Source organism: Arachnia rubra, assembly GCF_019973735.1.
GTDB classification, from domain to species: Bacteria; Actinomycetota; Actinomycetes; order Propionibacteriales; family Propionibacteriaceae; genus Arachnia; species Arachnia rubra.
The window spans coordinates 1,907,366-1,929,390 of sequence record NZ_AP024463.1 but is presented as its reverse complement, the minus strand read 5'-3'; the positions used below and the strand labels follow the sequence as shown (position 1 = coordinate 1,929,390).

Annotated in this window: 19 protein-coding genes; 17 read left to right on the top strand and 2 right to left on the bottom strand. The window is 64.0% G+C overall.

The window, feature by feature from the left end:
• Window positions 1-76: 76 nt before the first annotated feature.
• Window positions 77-1,255: a signal recognition particle-docking protein FtsY gene (ftsY, locus tag SK1NUM_RS08815; RefSeq protein ID WP_212321232.1), complete on the top strand. Its 1,179-nt coding sequence runs from the start codon at window positions 77-79 to the stop codon at window positions 1,253-1,255.
• A gap of 9 nt (window positions 1,256-1,264) precedes the next feature.
• Here the strand turns inward: ftsY and SK1NUM_RS08810 are convergent, their stop codons facing one another.
• Complete coding sequence (locus SK1NUM_RS08810; RefSeq protein ID WP_212321230.1) at window positions 1,265-1,951, bottom strand: response regulator; 687 nt, start codon at window positions 1,949-1,951, stop codon at window positions 1,265-1,267.
• A gap of 636 nt (window positions 1,952-2,587) precedes the next feature.
• Here SK1NUM_RS08810 and SK1NUM_RS08805 point away from each other — a divergent pair.
• The 9 genes from SK1NUM_RS08805 (at window position 2,588) to SK1NUM_RS08765 (ending at window position 15,654) form a co-directional block, all read left to right on the top strand.
• Window positions 2,588-4,765, top strand: coding sequence for a sensor histidine kinase (locus tag SK1NUM_RS08805; RefSeq protein WP_212321229.1), 2,178 nt, complete (start codon window positions 2,588-2,590; stop codon window positions 4,763-4,765).
• Between the two features lie 53 nt (window positions 4,766-4,818).
• On the top strand, window positions 4,819-6,363 hold the full coding sequence (ffh, locus tag SK1NUM_RS08800; RefSeq protein ID WP_212321228.1) for a signal recognition particle protein: 1,545 nt from the start codon (window positions 4,819-4,821) through the stop codon (window positions 6,361-6,363).
• A 198-nt stretch (window positions 6,364-6,561) separates the two neighbouring features.
• Window positions 6,562-7,833 (top strand): ABC transporter substrate-binding protein, encoded by a 1,272-nt coding sequence (locus SK1NUM_RS08795; protein WP_223927982.1) that lies wholly within the window; start codon window positions 6,562-6,564, stop codon window positions 7,831-7,833.
• 58 nt (window positions 7,834-7,891) lie between these two features.
• On the top strand, window positions 7,892-8,848 hold the full coding sequence (locus tag SK1NUM_RS08790) for a carbohydrate ABC transporter permease (RefSeq protein ID WP_223927453.1): 957 nt from the start codon (window positions 7,892-7,894) through the stop codon (window positions 8,846-8,848).
• A complete protein-coding gene (locus tag SK1NUM_RS08785) occupies window positions 8,845-9,795 on the top strand; it encodes a carbohydrate ABC transporter permease (protein ID WP_223927451.1) in 951 nt (316 codons plus the stop codon). The genes SK1NUM_RS08790 and SK1NUM_RS08785 overlap by 4 nt, the downstream gene beginning before the upstream one ends.
• Window positions 9,792-11,210: a GH1 family beta-glucosidase gene (locus tag SK1NUM_RS08780; protein WP_212321226.1), complete on the top strand. Its 1,419-nt coding sequence runs from the start codon at window positions 9,792-9,794 to the stop codon at window positions 11,208-11,210. Before SK1NUM_RS08785 ends, SK1NUM_RS08780 begins: the two co-directional genes overlap by 4 nt.
• A 29-nt stretch (window positions 11,211-11,239) precedes the next feature.
• A complete protein-coding gene (locus tag SK1NUM_RS08775; RefSeq protein ID WP_212321225.1) occupies window positions 11,240-12,274 on the top strand; it encodes a LacI family DNA-binding transcriptional regulator in 1,035 nt (344 codons plus the stop codon).
• Between the two features lie 75 nt (window positions 12,275-12,349).
• Window positions 12,350-14,497 carry an alpha-galactosidase gene (locus SK1NUM_RS08770; RefSeq protein WP_223927980.1) on the top strand — a complete coding sequence of 716 codons (2,148 nt, stop codon included), beginning with the start codon at window positions 12,350-12,352 and terminating at the stop codon, window positions 14,495-14,497.
• An 80-nt stretch (window positions 14,498-14,577) separates the two neighbouring features.
• A complete protein-coding gene (locus SK1NUM_RS08765) occupies window positions 14,578-15,654 on the top strand; it encodes an amidohydrolase family protein (protein ID WP_223927448.1) in 1,077 nt (358 codons plus the stop codon).
• An 86-nt stretch (window positions 15,655-15,740) separates the two neighbouring features.
• Here the strand turns inward: SK1NUM_RS08765 and SK1NUM_RS08760 are convergent, their stop codons facing one another.
• The gene (locus SK1NUM_RS08760; protein WP_223927446.1) at window positions 15,741-16,130 is read right to left on the bottom strand and encodes a metallopeptidase family protein; all 390 of its coding nucleotides are present in this window, start codon (window positions 16,128-16,130) and stop codon (window positions 15,741-15,743) included.
• 334 nt (window positions 16,131-16,464) lie between these two features.
• Here SK1NUM_RS08760 and rpsP point away from each other — a divergent pair, with 334 nt between their 5' ends.
• The 7 genes from rpsP (at window position 16,465) to SK1NUM_RS08725 (ending at window position 21,972) form a co-directional block, all read left to right on the top strand.
• On the top strand, window positions 16,465-16,887 hold the full coding sequence (rpsP, locus tag SK1NUM_RS08755; RefSeq protein ID WP_212321223.1) for a 30S ribosomal protein S16: 423 nt from the start codon (window positions 16,465-16,467) through the stop codon (window positions 16,885-16,887).
• Between the two features lie 3 nt (window positions 16,888-16,890).
• Complete coding sequence (locus tag SK1NUM_RS08750; RefSeq protein WP_212321221.1) at window positions 16,891-17,139, top strand: RNA-binding protein; 249 nt, start codon at window positions 16,891-16,893, stop codon at window positions 17,137-17,139.
• Window positions 17,114-17,671 (top strand): ribosome maturation factor RimM, encoded by a 558-nt coding sequence (rimM, locus tag SK1NUM_RS08745; RefSeq protein ID WP_223927444.1) that lies wholly within the window; start codon window positions 17,114-17,116, stop codon window positions 17,669-17,671. Before SK1NUM_RS08750 ends, rimM begins: the two co-directional genes overlap by 26 nt.
• On the top strand, window positions 17,668-18,369 hold the full coding sequence (gene trmD / locus SK1NUM_RS08740; RefSeq protein WP_212321218.1) for a tRNA (guanosine(37)-N1)-methyltransferase TrmD: 702 nt from the start codon (window positions 17,668-17,670) through the stop codon (window positions 18,367-18,369). The genes rimM and trmD overlap by 4 nt, the downstream gene beginning before the upstream one ends.
• A 197-nt stretch (window positions 18,370-18,566) precedes the next feature.
• A complete protein-coding gene (locus SK1NUM_RS08735; protein WP_396020936.1) occupies window positions 18,567-19,214 on the top strand; it encodes a succinate dehydrogenase cytochrome b subunit in 648 nt (215 codons plus the stop codon).
• Entirely contained in the window at window positions 19,211-21,226 is a 2,016-nt protein-coding gene (locus SK1NUM_RS08730; protein WP_212321217.1) for a fumarate reductase/succinate dehydrogenase flavoprotein subunit, read from the top strand. Before SK1NUM_RS08735 ends, SK1NUM_RS08730 begins: the two co-directional genes overlap by 4 nt.
• Complete coding sequence (locus SK1NUM_RS08725) at window positions 21,223-21,972, top strand: succinate dehydrogenase/fumarate reductase iron-sulfur subunit (RefSeq protein ID WP_212321215.1); 750 nt, start codon at window positions 21,223-21,225, stop codon at window positions 21,970-21,972. Before SK1NUM_RS08730 ends, SK1NUM_RS08725 begins: the two co-directional genes overlap by 4 nt.
• Window positions 21,973-22,025: the final 53 nt, after the last annotated feature.

The following is a 22,025-nucleotide window of genomic DNA, read 5'->3' as shown; positions in this document are numbered from 1 at the left end:
GTGCCGTTGCTGACCCGTCCCATCTCGCTGAGCAGCCTCGCCAGGCACACAACTCCAGGCCTCTAGGATTGGTCCCGTGGCAGATGTGATTTTCTGGATAGTTGTCGCGGTGGTCGGACTGTCCCTGGTGGCGGCGACGCTCATCATTAGGTACGGCAAGAAGGAACTGCCGCCGGGCGAGCCGCGAGAGGCCATCGAGGCACCGCAGGAGACACCCACCGAAGAAGAGGCTTCTCCGGTCGCCGGGGAAGAGACTCCGGTTGCCGAGGAGGAACCTCCGGTCTCCGAGCTTCCCGAGCCTGAACCGACTGAGCCCATACTGGACCAGCCCGAGGAGCCGCGTTCCCGGTTCGCCCGGCTACGCCGCCGCTTGGCCTCAAGCAACAACGTGCTTGCTCGGGCGCTGGGGGAGCTGCTCAGCGTCGACCGGATCGACTCCGAGACCTGGGATGACTTCGAGGCCACGCTGATCGCCTCGGACCTGGGCGTCGGTCCCACGTCGGAGCTCACCGAGGCGCTGCGCCGGGAACTCAGCATCGACGGGGTCTCGGATCCCGAACGCGCCCGTCAGGTGCTGCGTGCTGAACTCCTCAAGCTGGTTGACCCAGGCCTGGACCGGAGCCTGAATCTCTCCGCCGCCGAGGGTGATCCTGCTGTCGTGATGGTGGTCGGGGTCAACGGCACCGGCAAGACCACGACCGTGGGCAAGCTCGCCCGGGTGCTCGTGGCCGAGGGACGCTCCGTCATGCTGGGAGCCGCCGACACCTTCCGCGCGGCAGCCGCTGAGCAGCTCGCGACCTGGGGTGAGCGGGTCGGTGTCGAGACGGTGAGCTCGTCAGAGGGCAGCGACCCGGCCTCCGTGGCCTTCGACGCGGTCGCCAAGGGCAAGGACGAGGGCATCGACGTCGTCCTGGTCGACACCGCTGGGCGGCTGCACACCAAGGTCGGGCTGATGGACGAGCTCGGCAAGGTCAAGCGCGTCATCGAGAAGAAGGCACCCGTCGGTGAGGTCCTGCTGGTGCTCGACGCCACCACGGGGCAGAACGGCATGACCCAGGCTCGGATCTTCTCCGAGGTGGTGGACGTCACCGGAATCGTGTTGACCAAACTCGACGGCTCCGCGAAGGGTGGGATCGTGATCCAGGTGCAGCGGGAACTCGGCGTGCCGGTCAAGCTGGTTGGCCTGGGTGAGGGAGTGGATGACCTGGCTCCCTTCGATCCCGAGGGATTCGTGGCGGGAATCCTCGGAGAGTGACCAGAAGGCTCAGGAGGGTATCCCGGGAGTCATGAGGGTCGGATCCACCAGACCCAGCTGAATGGCCCGCACCAGGATCTGGGTGCGGGACTTCAGCCCCATCTTGTCGCCGATGTGTGACAGGTACTGCTTCACAGAACCTTCCGAGATGAACATCTTCGTTGCAATCTGGGCGTTGGTCATGCCCTGGCCGAGCCAGATCAGCAGCTCCTTCTCGCGCGGCGCCAGGCCACTGGCCGCAGCATCGTCGACCAGGGTCCGGGGATGGCCGGAGAGCAGGTCGGTCACCAGCTCGCGCCGGACGCCCGGGGCCAGCGGCATGTCGCCGTCCCGGGCCTGCTGGATGCCGGTCAGCAGGGCTGGGCCGCCGCAGTCCTTCATCAGGTAGCCGGAGGCGCCGGCCCGCAGCGCGGAGACGATGTACTCCTGGGTGCCGAAGGTAGTCAGGGCCACTATGCAGGCTCCGGGATGTTTTCTGTTGATCTCGCGGATGGCATCCACCCCCGACATCTCAGGCATCTGCAGATCCATCAGGACCACATCGGGGCTCAGCTCCTCATAGGCCTCCACGGCCTCCCGGCCATTCCGGGCCTCGCCAACCACCTCATGGTCATTGTGCCTTGCCAGGAACATACGGTATGCCTCGCGGACCATGGGGTCGTCATCAACTACGAGTACGCGGCAGAGATTGGTCATGGGGAAACAATATTCCACAAAGCCACGATCCGCTCGTCGTCTCGCTGCGCCACGTGGGGCGGGCCGCCCCTTGAGGCGGGTCTGGGACCGGAGATGTTTCCGGCATTGAACGAACTGGGCGAGGCACATTGATTGCGACGCGCCACAAAACGTGTACCATTCGCCCTTTCAAGTGTACGATTCAGTTGCTGTTCCGAAGCTGCTCACGATCATTGAAACCTGGAGGAAAGCCATGAAAATGCGCCTCGCTGCCGCCGCCTTTGCAGCGGCTTCTTGTTTCGCCCTGACCGCGGTTCCTGCGAGCGCCAACACCGCTGAGCCGGTCGCCAAGGGGGTTTCTGTTTCCACTCAGGGAAGTGGCCAGGCTCACGCTGAGGGCTTTATTGGGTGCCTTTTCAGGAACTACCTCGGGTGGCGCTCTGCGTGCCGGTGGTGAGCTAAGGTCAGCTTTTTCTGGTTCGGGGTGGGTCTGAGTCCTATGGGGGGAACATGAACCTAGAAGATGAAGTCCAGCGCCCGGCGTCCACTAACGTGGGCGCCGGGCGCTGGGCTATTGTCGCCATAATCGCCTTCAACTTCATTCCTAATCTCCTGGGATGGCCTAGGCACAGTGAAACCATCCCCTTGCCTGTCGTCGTGGTTGCACAGCTTGGCGAGGTGGCGGCCTGCATCCTCCTGCTGTGGCGTCCCTGGCTTGGTCTTGGCCTTGGCCTCCTGCCGCTGGGGCTCACGGTGGCCTTTGGGGATATGGACGCTGATTCCATATTCTGCATTCTGGCGTCAGCCACCGTATGTTTTCGTGCCGGACCGATGATGATTCTCCCGGTTGCCCTTCTGGGAACGGGCTATGGGGCGGTGCGTTGTCTATTCAAGCCAGGGCTGTTCCCTCTACTGAGAGACTCAGTCTTCATTTACAGCTTCAGCGCGCTGCTCGGCATTCTCCTCGGGCTGCTGTTACGAGTTTTTCTGCGCATCCTCAACCGTGGTGAGGCCCAGCTCGCCGTGCTGGCTGCGGATGTCACTGAGATCCGCTCCGGCGAGCGCCTGCGGCTGGCCGGTGAGCTGCGTTCTGCGGTCAGCGAGCGCCTGGCCCAGGCCTGGGCGGGGCAGCGCGCCCCGCGCCACACCTCCGACGCCTGGATCCTTCGGGAGGCCCTGGAGCGGGTGCAGGCCGCCTGCCTGGATGCGGTGACCCGGGTGCGGGCGCTGGTCGGCATGTTGCGTGAGGACCCGGTGGCCGATGGCAGCGACGAGTCCCTGGCGGTGGCCCGGCCTCGTGAGGTGCTCGCCCGGATGGCGCAGACCCTGCGCGCTCAGGGCCTCCAGGTGGAGCTGGAGCTTCCCGGCCGGCTCGATGAGAGTAGCCCGGTGACCCAGCTGACGATCAGCCGGGTGGCCCAGCTGCTGCAGGACTCTTCCCAGGCCCTGCGGCCCGACCCGCTGCGGCTCAAGGTCACCTACCCGCCGGGGGAGGTCCGCATGACGGGAGAGCTCGTCACCTCCCGGAAGCCCCGCCCGGAGGACACGGCCGCACTCGCGCGCATCCGGGAGCGGGTGCAGGCCCTGGGGGGTAGCTTCAGCTCGGTGAGCACCCGGCGGGGAAGCCGGCTCAGCTTCTCCCTCCCCGAGTCCCTGATTACCTCGCAGGACAGTGCAGCGGGGGATGAACCGGAACGATCCCCCTGGCTGCGGGCCGTCAGCGTGGCCCTGCCCATGCTGGCACTGTTCATGATGGCCCTGTGGACCTATCGCACCCAGCCGCTGGACTGGCCGTTGGCCTGGGCGGGGCTTGGCTACCTGAGTGCAGCGATCCTCTACTGGCAGCTCCTTCCCGGCGGAATCCTCGCGATTGTGTCTGTGACCGGCATGCTCCTGACCCCCGAGCAGACCCCGGTCGCGCTGTCGGCCGTCCTGCTCATGCTGTGCTGGAAGGTCACCCGGCTCCGGAATCGCTACTGGAGCATCATCCCGGGGGCCTTTGCTATAGCGGGTCTATGGGGGTCCAACCTTGATGGGGTTACTGCCAGCCTGGAGCTGCGGGTGGGAGTCCTCATGATGTTCGTGGGCCTGATCGGATTCACCCTGATCCGCCAGTACCAGACGGTGCGCTCCCGCCAGGCCGAGCGCACGAGCGCCCTGGTGGAGGCCATAGACGCCGCCCGGACCGAGGAGCGCAACCTCTTGGCGCGGGAGCTGCACGACGTGCTGGCCCACCACCTCTCCGTCATCCTGCTGCAGTGCATGGCCTACGGGGAGAGCGACGAGGCCGACGAGGTCCGGCTCGCCCTGGACCGGATCGCCAAATCCCTCGAAGGGGCAGAGGGCGAACTTGCGCTGCTCACCAGCGTCATGTCCGAGGGCGAGGAGGGGCAGATGCCCGCCCTGGTGCGTCCCACCACGGTGGCCAAGCGCCTCAAGAGCACCCTCGCGGGATCGAATTTCCCCGCCGATTTCAAGATCGACCAGGACGCCGACGAGCTGCCCCCGATCACCCAGCGCACCATCACGCGAGCCATGCAGGAGGGCGTGACCAACATCATCCGCTATGCGAAGCCAGGTGGCCGGTGCCTGGTGGAGCTTCACATCACGCAGGACACCGTCCGGCTCTGCGTTCGCAGCAAACTGTCGGCGAGTAAACGTGGGTCCAAGCTCTCGCTTGGCTTCGGCCTGGCCGGGATCCGGGAGCGTGTCGACCTTTCCGGAGGCAAATTCACCGCGGGTCCTGAGGAAGACGACTGGGTGGTGACCGTCGAGCTGCCCCACACGGAGAGCGAGGCGGCGTCAGTTGGCGGGCCGAGCGCCTACATTCACTGACCTTCCCCTGTATTCTTGGCACGCATCGCCTCGGATTCCAAGGAGACACGGACTTGTTCGACACACTTCAGGACCGCCTCGCAGATGTGTTCAAGGGCCTCAGGTCCAAAGGGCGCCTCACCTCGGCGGATATCGACACCACGATGCGTGAGATCCGCATCGCGCTGCTGGAGGCAGACGTCAACCTCGGGGTGGTCAAGCAGTTCATCGCGGCAGTCAAGGAACGCTGCGTCGGCATCGAGGTCAGCCGGGCGCTCAATCCCTCGCAGCAGATCATCAAGATCGTCAATGAGGAGCTCATCGAGATCCTGGGTGGGCAGGCCCGCCCCATCCGGTTCGCCAAGAAACCGCCGACCATCATCATGCTCGCCGGTCTTCAGGGTGCTGGAAAGACCACCCTCGCAGGGAAGCTGGCGCGCTGGCTGAAGTCCGAGAAGCACAGTCCGCTGCTGGTCGCCTGTGACCTGCAACGCCCCAACGCGGTCAACCAGCTGCAGATCGTGGGGGAGCGGGCCGGGGTCCATGTCTTCGCACCCGAGCCCGGCAACGGCGTGGGCGATCCGGTGCAAGTTGCCCAGCGGGCCATCGAACACGCGCAGCGCAGTCTCTACGACGTGGTGGTGATCGACACAGCTGGCCGGTTGGGCATCGATGAGGTGCTGATGCAGCAAGCCGCCGACATCAAAGCAGTCACCAGCCCCGACGAGGTGCTGTTCGTCGTTGACGCCATGATCGGCCAGGACGCCGTCAACACCGCGAAGGCCTTCGACGAGGGCATCGGTTTCGACGGAGTGGTGCTCACCAAGCTCGACGGCGATGCGCGCGGTGGCGCGGCGCTCTCGATCGCCCGCGTGATCGGCAAGCCCATTCTGTTCGCGTCCAACGGCGAGACCCTGGCGGACTTCGACGTCTTCCATCCAGACCGGATGGCCTCGCGCATCCTCGGCATGGGCGATGTGCTGACCCTGATCGAGCAGGCCGAGAAGAACTTTGACGCTGAGGCCTCCCGGGAGGCAGCCGAGAAACTCAGCGCGGGCAAGGGACGCTTCGGGCTCCAGGACTTCCTCGCGCAGATGCAGCAGCTCCGGAAGCTGGGGCCGCTGAGCAAGATCTTCGGGATGCTCCCCGGTGCCGGGCAGTTCAAGGACGCCATCAACTCGATCGACGAGAGGGAGGTCGACCGTATCGAGGCGATCATCTTCTCGATGACCCCAGCCGAGCGTGATGACGTCAGCATCCTCAACGGGTCTCGCCGCGCGCGGATCGCCAAGGGCGCCGGTGTGCAGGTCTCGGATGTGAACAAACTCGTGAACCGCTTCGTCGAGGCCCGCAAGATGATGGAACAGATGGCCGGGGGTGGGATGCCCGGCATGCCGGGCATGGGTGGTGGTGGCCGTGCGGCACGCAAGCAAAAGAGCAAGTCCAAGAAGAGCGGCCGGAAGTCCTCCGGCAGCTCGGCCAAGCGCAAGCAGCAGGAAACCGGGCGCGCGCTGGGGGCCAAGGCCGCGAAATCATCCATGGAACCACAGACGATGGACGAGTTCCAGCTACCCCCCGAGCTTCAGAAAATGTTCGAGAAGCAGCAGGGCAAGGGGTAGGCCGGCCTTGGGCTCGCGGCGTTATCCGCCGATAGTCAGATCCTTGACATCAGGGGGCCTGGCGATAGTATCTAGATACAATTTCAACAGGGAATGGGAGCGCTCTCATAGTTCTTCGGAGAACACCGGGAACGCTTCTTTCCCAGACTCGCCACAACCACATCGTGGCGTCCACGACCCAAAGGAGTAATCGTGAGCATGTCACGCAGGGTCGCCGCACTCTCCATTGCGGCGGCGCTCACCCTCCCGCTCGCTGCTTGCAGTTCACCCAACAAAAATGAGTCATCGACAGAAAGCGGTGGTCAGGTCACCCTGACCATCTCAACCTTCAACGAGTTCGGCTACGACAACCTCTTCAACGAGTACATGGAGGCCCATCCGAACATCAAGATCGAGCATCGCAAAGCCGCCAAGGCCGACGAAGCCCGCAACGACCTGAACACGCGAATGGCCGCGGGATCCGGGCTTTCCGACGTCGTCGCGGCGGAGGGAAGCTGGCTCCCTGAGCTGATGCAGTACCCGGACAAGTTCGTCGACCTCACCAGCCCCAGCGTCGAGGGACGGTGGCTGGACTGGAAGTCTGCCCAGGCCACTGATGCCGAGGGACACCTGCTGGGCTATGGCACCGACAGCGGTCCCACCGCGGTGTGCTACCGCCGGGACCTCTTCGAGAAAGCTGGTCTGCCGAGCGACCGTGAGGAGGTTGCGAAACTCCTCGATGGCGACTGGGACCACTTCTTCGAGGTTGGCAGGAAGTTCACCGCAGCCTCCGGCATCCCGTGGTACGACTCCACGAACTCCATCTATGAGGGAATGCTCTCGCAGGTCGCCAACGCCTTCGAGAACAGCGACGGCACTCCCATCCCGCTGAAGGACAACACCCAGGTCAAGGGGATCTACGACAAGATCCTCGGCACCCTCGACATCTCGGCCAAGTACAGCGCCTGGAGTGAGGACTGGACCGCGGCCTTCCAGAAGGACGGCTTTGGCACCATCCTGTGCCCGAGTTGGATGCTCGGTGTCGTTGAGGGCAACGCGGCTGGCAAGACCGGCTGGGATGTCGCGAACGTGTTCCCCGGTGGCGGGTCCAACTCCGGTGGCTCGTTCCTGATGGTCCCCAAGCAGTCCAAGCATCCTGACGAGGCCAAGGCCTTTGCGGACTGGCTGACTGCCCCGGAGCAGCAGATCAAGGCGTTCAAGACCAAGGGTAATTTCCCGAGCCAGGTCAAGGCACTTGAGGATCCGGCGCTCAAGGAGTACAGCAACGAGTTCTTCAACAATGCCCCCGTCGGCTCCATCCTGGTGGACCGGGCGAAGGCCGTGCAGGTCAGGGTCTACAGTGGCCCGCACTATGCGGCGATCCGTCAGGTAGTCGGTGATGCCCTGACCCGTGTGGAGACAGGCGTCGATGATGCGGACGCATCCTGGCAGAAGGCGCTGCAGGGCTACGACGACCTCGGGCTTGAGTGACTGATTGATGGTGGAGGTGCTCTCCAGCACCTCCACCATCTGCAACAAGGTGGTAACAGTGGAAGAAAACATGATCCGGGAGGCCAGGAGGCAGGCGCGCCGGACGCGATTCGGGAAGCTCGATGTCAAGGTCTCCCCGTATCTCTACATCGCGCCGTTCTTCATCCTGTTCGCGATAGTCGGGCTTTACCCGGTGCTCTACACGGCCTTCGTCGCCATGCACAAATGGCATCTCATCAATGGGCAGGGCCCCTTCGTCGGCCTGCAGAATTTCATAGAGGTCCTGCAGCAGCCCAGGTTTTGGCAGGCTGTCCGCAACACGTTCTCCATCTTTGTGCTCTCCTCGGTGCCACAGGTGGTAGCGGCGGTTCTCATCGCGGCCGTGCTGGATGCCAACCTACGGGCTAAGACCTTCTGGCGAATGGGCGTGCTGCTGCCCTTCGTGGTTACGCCCGTGGCGGTCTCCCTGATCTTCGGCAAGATCTTCGCCGACGACTCTGGGATCGTGAACACGCTCCTGACCTCCATCGGCATGCAACCCGTCGGCTGGCACAGCGACACCCTGGCCTCGCATTTCGCCATCGCAGCCATGGTCAATTTCCGGTGGACTGGCTACAACGCCCTGATTGTGCTGGCCGCTATGCAGGCCATCCCCCGGGAGCTCTACGAGGCGGCGATCATCGACGGCGCCAGCCGGTGGCGGCAGTTCTTCCACGTCACCATCCCGATGATTCGCCCCACCCTGATCTTCGTGGTCCTGACCTCCACCATCGGCGGCCTGCAGATCTTCGACGAACCCCGCATGTACGACAACGCCGGGTCGGGTGGCGCCGATCGCCAGTGGATGACAGTCACTATGTACCTCTATGAGTCCGGGTGGGGTCCGCAACACAACTTCGGGCGTGCTGCGGCCGTCGCATGGTTGCTGTTCCTGATCATCGTGGTCTTTGCTCTGATCAACTTCCTGATCACGCGCCAGATCTCCTCGACTGAGACCAAGGGTGGGAAGAAATGACGAAGTCAGGTGGAACCATGTCGCTTGCCGCCATTGAGCAGACGGCAGGTAAGGGAGCCGCCCGGGCCGCGCGCCGTCGTGCTGTCAGCCGGGGAGAGATCCCAGGATCCAGAGCTGGGGGAGCGAACCGGCGACCCGGATGGGTGACCTATGCGCTGCTCGGAATGGTCCTGGTGATCTCGTTCTATCCGATCTGGTATTCAGTGCTCCTAGCCTCCTCGGATGCCGCCACGATCGCGCAGAACCCGATTCCGTCGCTGATCCCGGAGGGCAACCTGCTGGCCAACATCCAGAAGGTGCTGGAATCAGGCATCAACTTCTGGCCTGCGGTGTGGAACTCGGTGATTGTCTCCTGCGTTACCGCCCTGTCCGTGGTGCTGTTCTCCACACTGGCCGGTTTCTCGTTCTCCAAGCTGCGGTTCCGGGGCAGAGAACCCCTCCTGGTGTTCGTGATCGCGACCATGGCCGTGCCGAGTCAGCTCGGGGTCGTCCCCCTGTTCATCGTCATGACAGAGCTGGGATGGAACGGTTCCCTGATAGCCGTGATCCTGCCAGGCATGTTCTCTGCCTTCGGGGTGTTCTGGATGACCCAGTACCTGCGAGGCGCCCTGCCCTACGAGCTGATCGAGGCGGCTCGCGTCGACGGCTGCTCCATGCTGCGCACCTTCTGGCACGTCGCCCTGCCTGCCGCGCGCCCCGCTGCGTCGATGCTGGCCCTGTTCACCTTCGTCGGATCCTGGACCACTTTCTTCTGGCCCTTCATCATCCTCGGCGCGGACAATCCGACACTTCCAGTCGCCCTGCAACTGTTGCAGGCCACTCACTTCAAAGACTATTCACTGATCATGTCCGGTGTGGTGATCTCCACGATCCCGCTGGTTCTGGTCTTCATCGTCGCCGGCAGACAACTGGTCTCCGGCATCATGCAAGGAGCTGTAAAAGGATGACCACACTGCAATTCCCCCCCGATTTCTTGTTTGGGTCGGCCACCGCGGCCTTCCAGATCGAGGGTGGAGGCGATGCCGATGGGCGGGGACCCTCGATCTGGGACGCCTTCTGTGAGGTCCCAGGCCGGATCAGCGACGGCTCCAACGGGATGGTGGCGTGTGACCACTACCATCGGATGCCCCAGGACGTCGCCCTGATGCGCGAACTGAACTTGGACGCCTACCGGTTCTCGACTTCGTGGGCCCGTGTGTGCCCCGACGGCCGGACCCTCAACCCCGCCGGCCTGGACTTCTATTCCCGGCTCGTTGACGAGCTGCTGGCCGCCGGGATCAAGCCATGGCTGACGCTCTATCACTGGGATCTGCCACAGGCCCTGGGGGAGAGGGGCGGCTGGACCAATCGTGACACCTCCTATCTGTTCGCCGAATACACCAGGCACATGGTTGATGCGCTGGGGGACCGTGTCCAGGTGTGGACCACCTTGAACGAGCCCTGGTGCTCTTCATTCCTGTCCTACGCCGGAGGGGATCACGCCCCGGGCCACACCTCGCCGAGGGAGGCGGTGGCGGCGGCACACCACCTGCTGCTGGCGCACGGACTTGGTGTGCAGGTGCTCCGTGAGGCGGAACAGAACCTGACGGTGGGCATCACCTGCAACACGACCTACTCGCATCCTGCCGATCCTGACAACCCGGGTGATGTTGATGCCGCGCGCCGTATCGACGGTGGGTTCAACCGGATCTTCCTCGACCCGATCTTCAAAGGTGAGTATCCCGCCGACGTGATCGAGGACATGGCCGAGGCCGGACTGGGCAGTGACGTGCGCGATGGTGACATGGAGCTGATCAGCGCCCCGATCGATGTGCTCGGTGTGAACTTCTACAACGGTGCGGCCCATGCCGCCCCGCTGCCGGGGGCCAAGCCCGAGATCCGTATCACCGAGGGCGGGCATCCGGCTGCCGCCCCAATGGTCGGTTCGGAGACGGTGCGGCCTGTCGCCCGTGACCTGCCCCTCACCGCCATGGGGTGGGAGGTCAAGGCGGATGATCTGCGCCTTCTGCTGGTCCGGCTGCAACGGGACTACACCGGTCCGGCGGGCATCCCGATGGTCATCACCGAGAACGGTGCCGCATACGATGACGTTCCCGACGCGTCAGGCTACGTCGATGACTCCAAGGACCGCCTGGTCTACATCCGGGATCACATCGCGGCGGTGCACCAGGCGATGGCTGAGGGAGCCGATGTAAGGGGCTACCTGGTCTGGTCCTTGCTGGACAACTTCGAATGGTCTTTCGGCTATAGCCGCCGGTTCGGTATCGTGCGGGTCGACTACGACACACTTGAGCGTATTCCTAAAGCGAGTGCCCGTTGGTACGCAGGTGTGGCAGGATCACACCAACTCGACATCGACTGACCGACCCCCGGGAATGGAGGAACCCCCTCATGGTCGCTCGCCGCAGCGCGCCGACGCTGGATGACGTTGCACGCGTCGCCGGCGTCTCCCGCGCCACTGTCTCCCGGGCGGTGCGGGGTGGGCACCTGGTCAGCGGTGATACCCGGCAGGCCATAGCCGAGGCCATCAAGCAACTCGGGTATGTGCCGAACCAGGTGGCGCGTTCGCTGGCGATGCGCCGGTCCAACACCATCGCGGTCGTGGTCTCCGAGCCGCATGCCCGGGTCTTCCGGGACCCCTTCTTCGCCACCTCGGTGGCGGGGGTGGCTGAGAGACTGGAGCCGACAGACTGGCAGATGGCCTTGTATCTCGCCTATGGCGGCTACCGGCAGAAGCTGGAGCAGTTCCTGCGTGGCGGCACGGTGGACGCGGTCCTGGTGGTCTCGCACCATGATGACGATCTCTTGGCGACGCTGCTTGAAGAGGTGGCCATTCCGTGTGCTTTCCTCGGGCGTCCCGCCCGGGGCGAGCGCATGGATCGTGGATACTCCGTGGCGGAGCGCTTCGTCGACCTGGACAACGTCGTCGGCGGGCGCATCGCAGGCCAGCATTTGGTGGGGCAGGGCTGTCGCCGGATAGCGACCATCACCGGTCCGATGGATGTCGCCTCCGCGCGGGAACGGCTGGACGGATTCCAGCAGGCGCTTGCCGAGGCCGGGCTGGAACCCGTCGGGGTGTACCACGGAAACTTTGAACCAGAGTCAGCCCAGGTTCAGACCCTGGAGCTGCTCCGCGATGAAAACGACTTCGACGGATTGTTCGTGGCCTCGGACCACATGGCAGCCGCTGCCATGGCGGTTCTGACCGCACACGGCAAGACGATCCCCGGACAGGTGCGCGTGATCGGTTTTGATGACGCCGAGATCGCGAAGGGCACGGTTCCCGCTCTCTCCACCATCACGAACCCATGGCGGGAGCTTGCGATAGCCGCCACCGAGATGGTGCTTGCGGAACTCGACGGCGACCCCCACGGCGGACCTGTGATATTGCAGCCGCGCCTGGTAGCGCGCCAGTCCACTGAATAGAAAAGACACCCAATGGAACAACAGCCGCGGTGGAGAGTCCACCTGCGAGGAGATGACACTGCCCTTTTGATCGATGTGGGTGCCTCCGGCATGCCGACAGTCCTGCACTGGGGTCAGGACTGGGGGCAGATGACTGGCCAGGACATGCGTTGTGCCAGCGTCGCCACGCAACGGATGGACGTGGACAACGTGCCCGACATTCCCCTGGAGGCAGGCCTCATGCCCGCTGCCTGGACTGGTTGGTCAGGCAGGCCGGGGCTGACCGGTTACCGGAGAGGGGGTGTCAACTGGTCGCCCCGGCTCCGCACGGTGGCAGTTGTGAGTGAACGGCCCGGTCAGGAACCGGGCCGTCTGGCACCGGGGGAGTACTCCCTGGGGTCAGAGAAACTCGTTTTTGAGCTGACCGATCCAGCCAGTGGCCTCGACGCTGCCATCCAGCTGGCCATCGAGTCCGGAGGAGTTATCTCGGCCCAGGCGAGTGTGACCAATACGGGAACGGATGACTACCACCTGGAGGAGATGACCCTCGCCTTCCCGGTTCCGCTGGAGGCCACCGAGATCCTCGACTTTACGGGCCATTGGGGTAAGGAACGCGTGCCCCAGCGGCATCAGCTCACCATGGGATGTCACCTGCGCGAGCACAGGAGGGGGCGTCCTGGTTTCGACGCAAGCACGCTGCTGCTGTGCGGGTATCCAGGATTCACCTTCCGCAGGGGAGAGGTCCGTGGCCTGCATGTCGGTACCGGGTCCAACTCCCGGTGCTATGTGGAGCGGTTGCCCGAGGGTCAGCAGGTGCTTGCAGGTGGAGAGCTGCTATTGCCTGGTGAGATCACCCTGCAGCCTGGTGAGCGCTATGAGGGGCCTGTGCTGTACCTGGTCCATGGTGATGGCTTGGACGAGGCAGCGAATCGGATGCATCGGTGGGTGCGGGCACAGCCTGCGGCACCGGGAGCCGACAGGCCCGTGACGCTGAATGTCTGGGAGGCTGTCGGCTTCGACCATCATCTTGACAAGCTTCTTGCGCTGGCTGATGCCGCAGCCGGGATCGGTGTCGAACGCTTCGTCTTGGACGACGGCTGGTTCCTCGGGCGACGTGACGACACCGCTGGGCTGGGGGACTGGGAGGTGGACCCGGAGGTGTGGCCGGATGGCCTGCACCCCCTGGCGGATCATGTGCGCGGGCTGGGAATGGAGTTCGGGCTGTGGTTTGAGCCCGAGATGATCAACGCTGACTCACAGCTGGCCCGCAGGCATCCAGAGTGGATACTCGCGGCTGGGCCTCAGTGGCCGTTGCCGTGGCGGAATCAGCAAGTCCTGGACTTGACCATCGCTGATGCCTGGGAGCATGTCTGGTCACGGATTGATGCACTTCTGCGGGAGTATCCGATCGCCTACATCAAATGGGACTGCAACCGTGACACTTTCGACGCCGGGTCCCAGCTGCGTGGCGGCCGGGCTGTTGCCAAGGAACAGATGTGTGCGGTGGCCCGGATGATGGACCGGCTGCGTGCTGACCATCCGGGCCTGGAGATCGAGAGCTGCTCCTCGGGTGGTGCGCGCATAGATCTCGAGATGGTGCGGCATGCCCAGCGCTTCTGGGTCTCGGACTGCATAGACCCACACGAGCGGCAGGCCATGTTCCGCTGGACGACGCAACTGGTACCGGCCGAATACCTGGGGACCCATGTGGCCTCCGGGCGTAGCCATACGACAGGCCGGCGGCATGACCTGGCCTTCCGGGCCACCACTGCCCTGTGGGGGCATATGGGGGTTGAATGGGACCTGACCTCGGCGAGTCCGGGGGAGCTGGCTGCACTCAGGGAATGGGTCGCCTACTTCAAGGCCAATCGTGATCTGCTGCTGAACGGGCGGATGGTGCGTGATGTGGTGGGCGACGATTCGCTCTGGCTACACGGCGTGGTGAGCCAGGACCAACGCCGTGCCTGCTACGAGCTCTATACTCATCAACATGGGCCTTTCGGGCTGCAGGGACGCCTGCGGCTACCAGGGCTGGCTCCGCAGAACCGGTATCGCGTTCAGCCGCGGCTGCTTGGAGATCCGCCAGCTGGGCTGATACCTCCGCCGTGGTTTGGCGATGACCTGAGCGGGATAGTCGCCACCGGCGCCATACTCGCGAACGTAGGCCTCACGCCACCCGACATGTTCCCCGAGCAGGCTCTGATCCTCGAGGTCCAGCAGGTTCTTGACGATCAGGAAGGCTGACCACCAAGAGGCCCTCGACTTCGCGGGCAATGGGGGTGGTGAAGTCTTTCCCGGCGGGCGGAGTCTCTATGCTTTCCTGCATGACTGCCGAGCCTATGCACATCCATGGCACCTTCCTGCCTCAGGAGGAGCCCCGCGACTTCTGGATCGTCGAGGGCAAGCTCACCGGTGAACCCGTCGCTGGGGCCCGCACGCTGGCCCGGAACGCCTTCGTCATCCCCGGTCTGGTAGACGCCCACTGCCACATCGGGCTCGGTGTGCAGGGCGCGGTCAGCGTTGAGGAGACGCGTCGGCAGGCACTGGCTGACCTGGCCGCGGGGACCATGCTGGTGCGTGATGCCGGCTCCCCCGCCGACACCCGCTGGGTACAGCACGACGACATGCTGCCGCAGCTGATCCGGGCAGGAAGGCATGTGGCTCGCACCCGTCGCTATATCCGGCACCTGGCCGTGGAGGTGGAACCCGAGGCATTGCTCGCGCAGGTGCGGCACGAGGCACGCGACGGCGACGGCTGGGTGAAGCTCGTGGGCGACTGGATCGACCGCTCCACTGGGGACCTAGAGCCCTCATTCCCAGCTGATCTGGCCGCCGAAGCGATCGCAGTCGCGCACGAGGAAGGCGCCAGGGTGACGGCTCACTGTTTCGGGGAGCAGTCTGTGGCGGAGCTCGTGGCCGCCGGGATTGACTGCATTGAGCACGGCACCGGCATGAGCGACGACGTGATCCAGCAGATGGCTGAGAATGGTACTGCGCTGGTGCCCACCATCATCAACTTGAACCGGTTCCCCCAGTATGCGGAGCCAGGGCGTGACAAATACCCGGTGTTCGCAGACCACATGATGGCCCTCTACGCGCGTCGGCGGCAGACCATCGGGAAAGCCATCGAAGCTGGGATCGAGGTCCACTCGGGCACCGATGCCGGTACGGTCGTACCGCACGGCGAGATCCTCTCCGAGGTCGCCGAGCTGGCCTCGCTCGGTGGCGGCGCCTTCGCGATTGCGGCATCCAGCTGGGGAGCCCGGGACTGGCTCGGAGCTGACTCCCTCACGGAGGGTGCGAGCGCTGACCTGATCGTCACCGGCACCGATCCCAGGACAAATACGGATGTATTGCGAACTCCGGTGGCCCGGGTACTGCGCGGGCGCCTGATTTCCTGATGACCTGCGGGTCAGTGATGGTCCGGGAACCGGCACTGCCTGGCCGGTGACGACTCCTGTCTGTGGGATCCGTGGGAATAGGCAGATCAGCCCCAGCCCAATTCGTGGAGCTTCTCCTCGTCGAGACCGTGATAATGGCCGATCTCATGGACCAAGGTGATGGCGATCTCGTCGAACAGCTCATCCTCGTCGCTGCACATCCGGGACAGGGGACCACGGAACAGCACCACCCGGTCCGGGAGCGCTCCGAACCAGGAGTCGTCGCGTTCTGTCAGGGCGATGCCCTCGTAGAATCCCAGGGTGTCAGACCCGTCCTCAGGCTCGTCCTCCACCACTATCGCGACATTGTCCAGGCCAGCCAGGAATTGCTCAGGCAGGGCCTCAAGAGCCTCCTCCACCAGTGCGTCGAAGTCCTCTTCGCTGATGTCCACATGACTGATCTTAGAGATCCCGCCGAGAGGGATCGATTGACTCACGGCATTCAGATGGTCACCTTGTCTGTGGGCACCTTGGCGGCGGATTCTTCGACGTACGCATCCACCGTGCATTCTCGCCGATGTCCCGTCATGACGGCACCTGGATGTCGCTCGCGGCACCATGAGCCTTCATAGCGACCTTATGAATATGCGGGCGGCATTGGGACTGTCTGGAAAAATCTGGCAGAATACTTCCGCACCTGTCGCTGGCGCCCTCTCACCCCGGCGAGCATGGTTCATCCGGCTGGCCCCGGGCGTGCCCCACACGTACGGTCTGCCCGCCATCCGATCTCGTCTGGTATTCAGACAAAACTAGCAACAGGAGAACCCGGACTTGGCTACCAAGATTCGTCTGAAGCGTCTCGGCAAGATTCGCTCCCCTCACTACCGCATCGTCGTCATGGACTCCCGCTCGAAGCGGGATGGTCAGGCTATCGAGGAGATCGGCCTGTATCACCCGAAGAACGACCCCTCCTTCATCCGCGTGGACTCTGAACGCGCCCAGTACTGGCTGTCTGTGGGCGCCCAGCCGACTGAGGCCGTGATCGCCATCCTCAAGCGCTCCGGTGACTGGCAGAAGTTCACCGGCGACAAGACCCCCTCTGGAATCCTGCCGCAGCCCGAGCCGCGTGACCGTGAGGCCGAGTTCGCCAAGGCCCTGGCCGAGGACGGTAATGCTGTGGCCCCCGCCATCTCGAAGGCGAAGAAGGCTGCTGAGGCCTCGGCTGGTGACGAGGCTTCCGAGCAGGAGGCCTGAGTCGTGCTCGCCGACGCGTTGGAGCACCTGGTGGCAGGGATCGTTTCCAATCCGGACGATGTGACCGTGCGGGAGAAGGAACTGCGCCGTGGCCGCCTGCTGGAGGTGCGCGTCCATCCTGAGGACGTCGGCAAAGTGATTGGCAGGCAGGGCCGGACTGCGAGCGCACTGCGCACCGTGGTTGGCGCGCTCGCAGGCAACGAACAGGTTCGCGTCGATTTCGTGGATGTCGACCGGCCGCGCCGCCGCTGAGCGGGAGCCCGCCTTGGCCGGCCTGGTTGAGGTGCTCGTCGGGATAGTCGGGCGTGCCCACGGCATCCGCGGTGACGCTTTCATCGATGTACGCACGGATGAGCCCGGGCGCCGGTTCCAGCCGGGGTCCGGGCTTCGTCTCAGCTCTGGGAAACACCTCACCCTGGAACGGGTCCGATGGCATCGCGGACGCCCCGTTGTTGCCTTTGAGGGATACCCGGACCGAACTGCGGTGGAGTCGCTCCGCGGCGAGAAACTGTTCGTCGACGTCCCAGGCGATGAGCGTCCGAGTGAGCCGGAGGAGTATTTCGACCGGCAGCTCGCCGGGCTTCGCGTACTGGATGCCGCGGGGAAACATGCCGGTGAGGTGGTGGAGGTGCTTCACCTGCCCGCACAGGACTGCCTTGTTGTTGAGACCGGTGCGGGTAGGCGTCTTGTTCCCTTCGTGTCGGCTCTGGTTCCCCGCGTTGATCTCGAGGCGGGTGAGGTGCAGCTTGCCGACGTGGGCGGCCTGCTGGAGGACCTCGCATGAGGATTGACGTCATCACCATTTTTCCCGGCTACCTGGCCCCGCTGTCCTTGTCGCTGGTGGGTAAGGCCATCGAGTCGGGTGTCGTGGACCTGGCAGTTCATGACCTCCGGGCTTGGACCCACGACAGGCATCACACTGCAGACGACACCCCCTACGGCGGGGGAGCGGGGATGGTGATGAAACCCGAACCCTGGGGTGAGGCCCTGGATGCCATGGAGGATCTCGATCCCGCCCCCATGACGGTGGTGGTGCCGACCCCGGCCGGGCGGGTCTTCAACCAGGACCTCGCCCACGAGCTGAGTGCGCGTCGGCGCTTGGTCTTTGCCTGCGGGCGCTACGAGGGCATCGACCAGCGGGTGCTCGACCACTGCGCCGACACCTATGACCTCGTGGAGGTCAGTCTCGGGGACTATGTGCTCAACGGCGGTGAGGCAGCGGTGCTGGCCATCACGGAGGCCGTGGTCCGGCTCATCCCGGGGGTGCTCGGCAATCCTGACTCGCTCGTCGAGGAATCACACGCGCCGGGACACCGGCTGCTGGAATACCCCAACTACACCAAACCCCCGCGCTGGCGGGGCCGTGAGGTCCCTGAGATCCTGCTCTCCGGCAACCACGCAGCCATCGCGACATGGCGTCGGGAACAGGCTCTGGAACGTACCCGCTCGCGCCGTCCCGAGCTGCTCGAAGACGACTTCTGAGGGGCTTATTTTCGCACCCTCAAAGTAGCGTAAAACCCCTTTGAGCCGAGGGTCTCGCACAGTTTTGCGACGGGGCGACCCTTAATCGGACCCGGAGTGCGAAATCACATTCAAGGGCAGCTAGAGTGACCCTCGTGGCAACATCACTCACTATCCATCAACGAGCGTTGAGGTCGACGGTTACCCGGAAGGCCCTGATGGCGGTCACTGGCCTGATCTTGATCGCCTTCCTGCTTGTGCATATGTACGGCAACCTGAAGATGTTCGTGGGCTATGAGGCCTTCGATCACTACGCCGAATGGCTGAAGGGCAAGAGCAGCGACGGCGGCATCCTCTACCCAGTCATGCCTGCTGGACAGTTCATCTGGGTGTTCCGGGCGGCGTTGCTCCTGGCCATCGTCCTGCACATCTGGTCAGCTGCGACGCTGTCTGCCAAAACCATCAAGAACCGCGGCGACAAGTACCAGGTCACCAAGCGCCAAGCCCAGACCTACGCTGCCCGCACCATGCGCTGGGGCGGCGTGATCATCCTGGTCTTCGTGATCTTCCACCTGATCCAGTTCACCATCGTCCCCGGGATCCTGGGCGGGCACGCTAACCATCCGCACACCATGGTGCTGGCCGGATTCCAGCAGTGGTGGATAACAGCGTTCTACGCCTTCTCCATCCTGCTCGTGTGCATGCATATCCGTCACGGCCTGTGGAGTGCTTTTGCGACACTGGGCGTGAATCTCTCCGCCATCTCCCGCAAGTGGCTCAACATCATCGCCCTGGTCGTTTCCGTTGCGCTTTACGCCGGATTCATGATCATGCCCCTGTGTGTCCAGTTCGGAATCCTGAAATGAGCAGCACGATGACGACCACGACTTTCATTCCCTCCGACTACTGGATCGACGGCGACGACATCGTCGACACCAAGGCGCCTGCGGTCGAGATTGACAAGGTCTGGCAGACCCGCCAATTCCAGGCCCGGCTCGTTAACCCCGCGAACCGGCGTAAGCTGAGCGTCATCATCGTCGGCACCGGCCTGGCTGGCGGCGCTGCCGCCGCGACGCTCGGTGAGGCCGGCTACAACGTCCTGAATTTCTGCTATCAGGACAGCCCCAGGCGTGCCCATTCCATCGCGGCCCAGGGCGGTATCAACGCGGCGAAGAACTACCGCAACGACAACGACTCCACCTACCGGTTGTTCTACGACACCGTCAAGGGTGGCGATTATCGGGCCCGCGAGACGAACGTCTACCGCTTGGCGGAGGTCAGCGCCAACATCATCGACCAGTGTGTTGCCCAGGGCGTCCCCTTTGCACGTGAGTATGGCGGCCTCCTGGACACCCGGTCCTTCGGTGGTGTGCAGGTGCAGCGCACCTTCTACGCCCGTGGCCAGACGGGGCAGCAGCTGCTGATCGGCTGCTACCAGCAGCTGGAGCGCCAGATTGAGGCCGGTACCGTCAAAATGTATTCGCGTCACGAGATGGTCGAGCTGATCGTCGTCGACGGCCGTGCCCGCGGCATCGTCACCCGCAACATGGTCACCGGTGAGATCGAAGCCTGGACCGCCGACGCCGTCGTCCTTGGGACCGGCGGCTACGGCAACGTCTTCTTCCTGTCGACCAACGCCATGGGGTGCAACGCGACCGCTGTTTGGCGGGCGCACCGCAAGGGTGCCTTCTTCGGCAACCCCTGCTACACGCAGATCCATCCCACCTGCATCCCCGTCCACGGTGACACGCAGTCCAAACTGACCCTGATGTCGGAGTCGCTGCGTAACGACGGCCGCATCTGGGTGCCGAAGAAGGCCGAGGACTGCACGAAGGATCCCCGCCAGATTCCCGAGGAGGATCGCGACTACTACCTGGAGCGCATCTATCCAGCGTTCGGCAACCTAGTGCCGCGTGATATCGCCTCCCGCCAGGCCAAGAACATGTGCGATGAGGGCCGCGGTGTGGGTCCCGCGGTGGCTGAGAAGCAGGCGGACGGCTCGACCAGGCAGGTCCGGCGTGGCGTCTACCTCGATTTCTCCGATGCCATCAACCGCCTGGGCAAGCAGGGGGTGTCGAATAAGTACGGCAACCTCTTCGACATGTATCAGCAGATCACCGGTGAGAATCCATACGAGGTTCCCATGCGGATCTACCCGGCAGTCCACTACACCATGGGCGGGGTCTGGGTGGACTACGACCTGCAGAGCACGATTCCCGGCCTGTACGTCACGGGTGAGGCAAACTTCTCCGACCATGGCGCGAACCGGCTCGGTGCCTCGGCACTGATGCAGGGGCTCGCCGATGGCTATTTCGTGCTTCCCAACACGATCAACGACTACCTAGCCGACGGCCCCTTCGAGAAGATCTCAGACAGCCATCCGGCGGTCATCGACGCGGTGCAGACCGCCAAGGCCCGTGTCTACAAGCTGCTGAGCATCCAGGGCACCCGGTCTGTGGACTCCTTCCACAAGGAGCTGGGCCAGATCATGTGGGAGTACTGCGGTATGAACCGCACCGAGGAGGGACTGATCAAAGCCATCGGGCTGATCCGTGAACTCCGTGAGGAGTACTGGCGCAACGTGCGCGTGACTGGCATCAACGAGGACTTCAACCAAGCCCTCGAACGTGCTGGGCGGGTCGCGGACTTCTTCGAGCTGGGCGAGCTGATGTGCATCGATGCCCTGCATCGCCGAGAGTCCTGCGGCGGTCACTTCCGCGCCGAGTCACAGACCGAGGAGGGTGAGGCGCTACGTCACGATGACGAGTTCCTCTACGTCGCGGCCTGGGAATGGACCGGTGAGGGCAACAAACCGATCCTGCACCGCGAACCCCTCATCTACAAGGCAATCGAACTGAAGCAACGGAGTTACAAGTGAAACTCAAGCTGCGTATTTGGCGTCAGGCCGGCCCCAAGGCCAAGGGGGCGATGGTTGACTACGACATCGACAACGTGTCTCCGGACATGTCCTTCCTCGAGATGCTGGACATGCTCAACGAGCAGCTCACAGATGCGAACCAGGAGCCGATTGCCTTCGACCATGACTGCCGTGAGGGCATCTGCGGCATGTGCGGTGTCGTGATCAACGGCATCGCCCACGGAGGTTCCGCAACCACAACCTGCCAGCTGCACATGCGTTCCTTCGCTGATGGCGCGACGATCGAGATCGAGCCGTGGCGTGCCGGGGCTTTCCCCATCATCAAGGACCTCGCGGTAGATCGCACGGCTCTGGACCGTATCGTCCAGTCGGGCGGGTATATCTCCTCCAACACGGGTTCTGCCCCCGATGCCCACGCGACACCGGCTCCGAAGCGCGAGTCCGACAAGGCCTTCGACAACGCCACCTGCATTGGATGTGGTGCCTGCGTGGCGGCCTGCCCGAACAGCTCGGCGATGCTGTTCACCTCGGCGAAGATCACACACCTGGCGATGCTCCCGCAGGGTCAGCCCGAGCGGTACCGGCGGGTGAAGTCGATGGTTGCGCAGCATGATGAGGAAGGTTTCGGCAACTGCACCAACATCGGTGAGTGCGCCGCGGTCTGCCCCAAGGGCATCCCGCTGGAGTCCATCTCCCAGCTGAACCGAGACCTGATCAAGTCGCTGTTCAAGGGCGACGGCAAGTAGATCGTGAGTTCAAAGCTGGTGCCGGGCATCTGATGGATGCCCGGCACCAGCTT

Excerpts from the sequence above, each read along its gene's own strand:
- SK1NUM_RS08810 (WP_212321230.1), bottom strand. The coding sequence starts at position 1,951 with ATGACCAATCTCTGCCGCGTACTCGTAGTTGATGACGACCCCATGGTC.
- SK1NUM_RS08780 (WP_212321226.1), top strand. The coding sequence starts at position 9,792 with ATGACCACACTGCAATTCCCCCCCGATTTCTTGTTTGGGTCGGCCACC.
- SK1NUM_RS08730 (WP_212321217.1), top strand. The coding sequence starts at position 19,211 with ATGAGCAGCACGATGACGACCACGACTTTCATTCCCTCCGACTACTGG.
- trmD (WP_212321218.1), top strand. The coding sequence starts at position 17,668 with ATGAGGATTGACGTCATCACCATTTTTCCCGGCTACCTGGCCCCGCTG.
- SK1NUM_RS08765 (WP_223927448.1), top strand. The coding sequence starts at position 14,578 with ATGACTGCCGAGCCTATGCACATCCATGGCACCTTCCTGCCTCAGGAG.
- SK1NUM_RS08795 (WP_223927982.1), top strand. The coding sequence starts at position 6,562 with ATGTCACGCAGGGTCGCCGCACTCTCCATTGCGGCGGCGCTCACCCTC.
- rimM (WP_223927444.1), top strand. The coding sequence starts at position 17,114 with ATGTCGACCGGCCGCGCCGCCGCTGAGCGGGAGCCCGCCTTGGCCGGC.
- SK1NUM_RS08775 (WP_212321225.1), top strand. The coding sequence starts at position 11,240 with ATGGTCGCTCGCCGCAGCGCGCCGACGCTGGATGACGTTGCACGCGTC.
- SK1NUM_RS08735 (WP_396020936.1), top strand. The coding sequence starts at position 18,567 with ATGGCGGTCACTGGCCTGATCTTGATCGCCTTCCTGCTTGTGCATATG.
- SK1NUM_RS08785 (WP_223927451.1), top strand. The coding sequence starts at position 8,845 with ATGACGAAGTCAGGTGGAACCATGTCGCTTGCCGCCATTGAGCAGACG.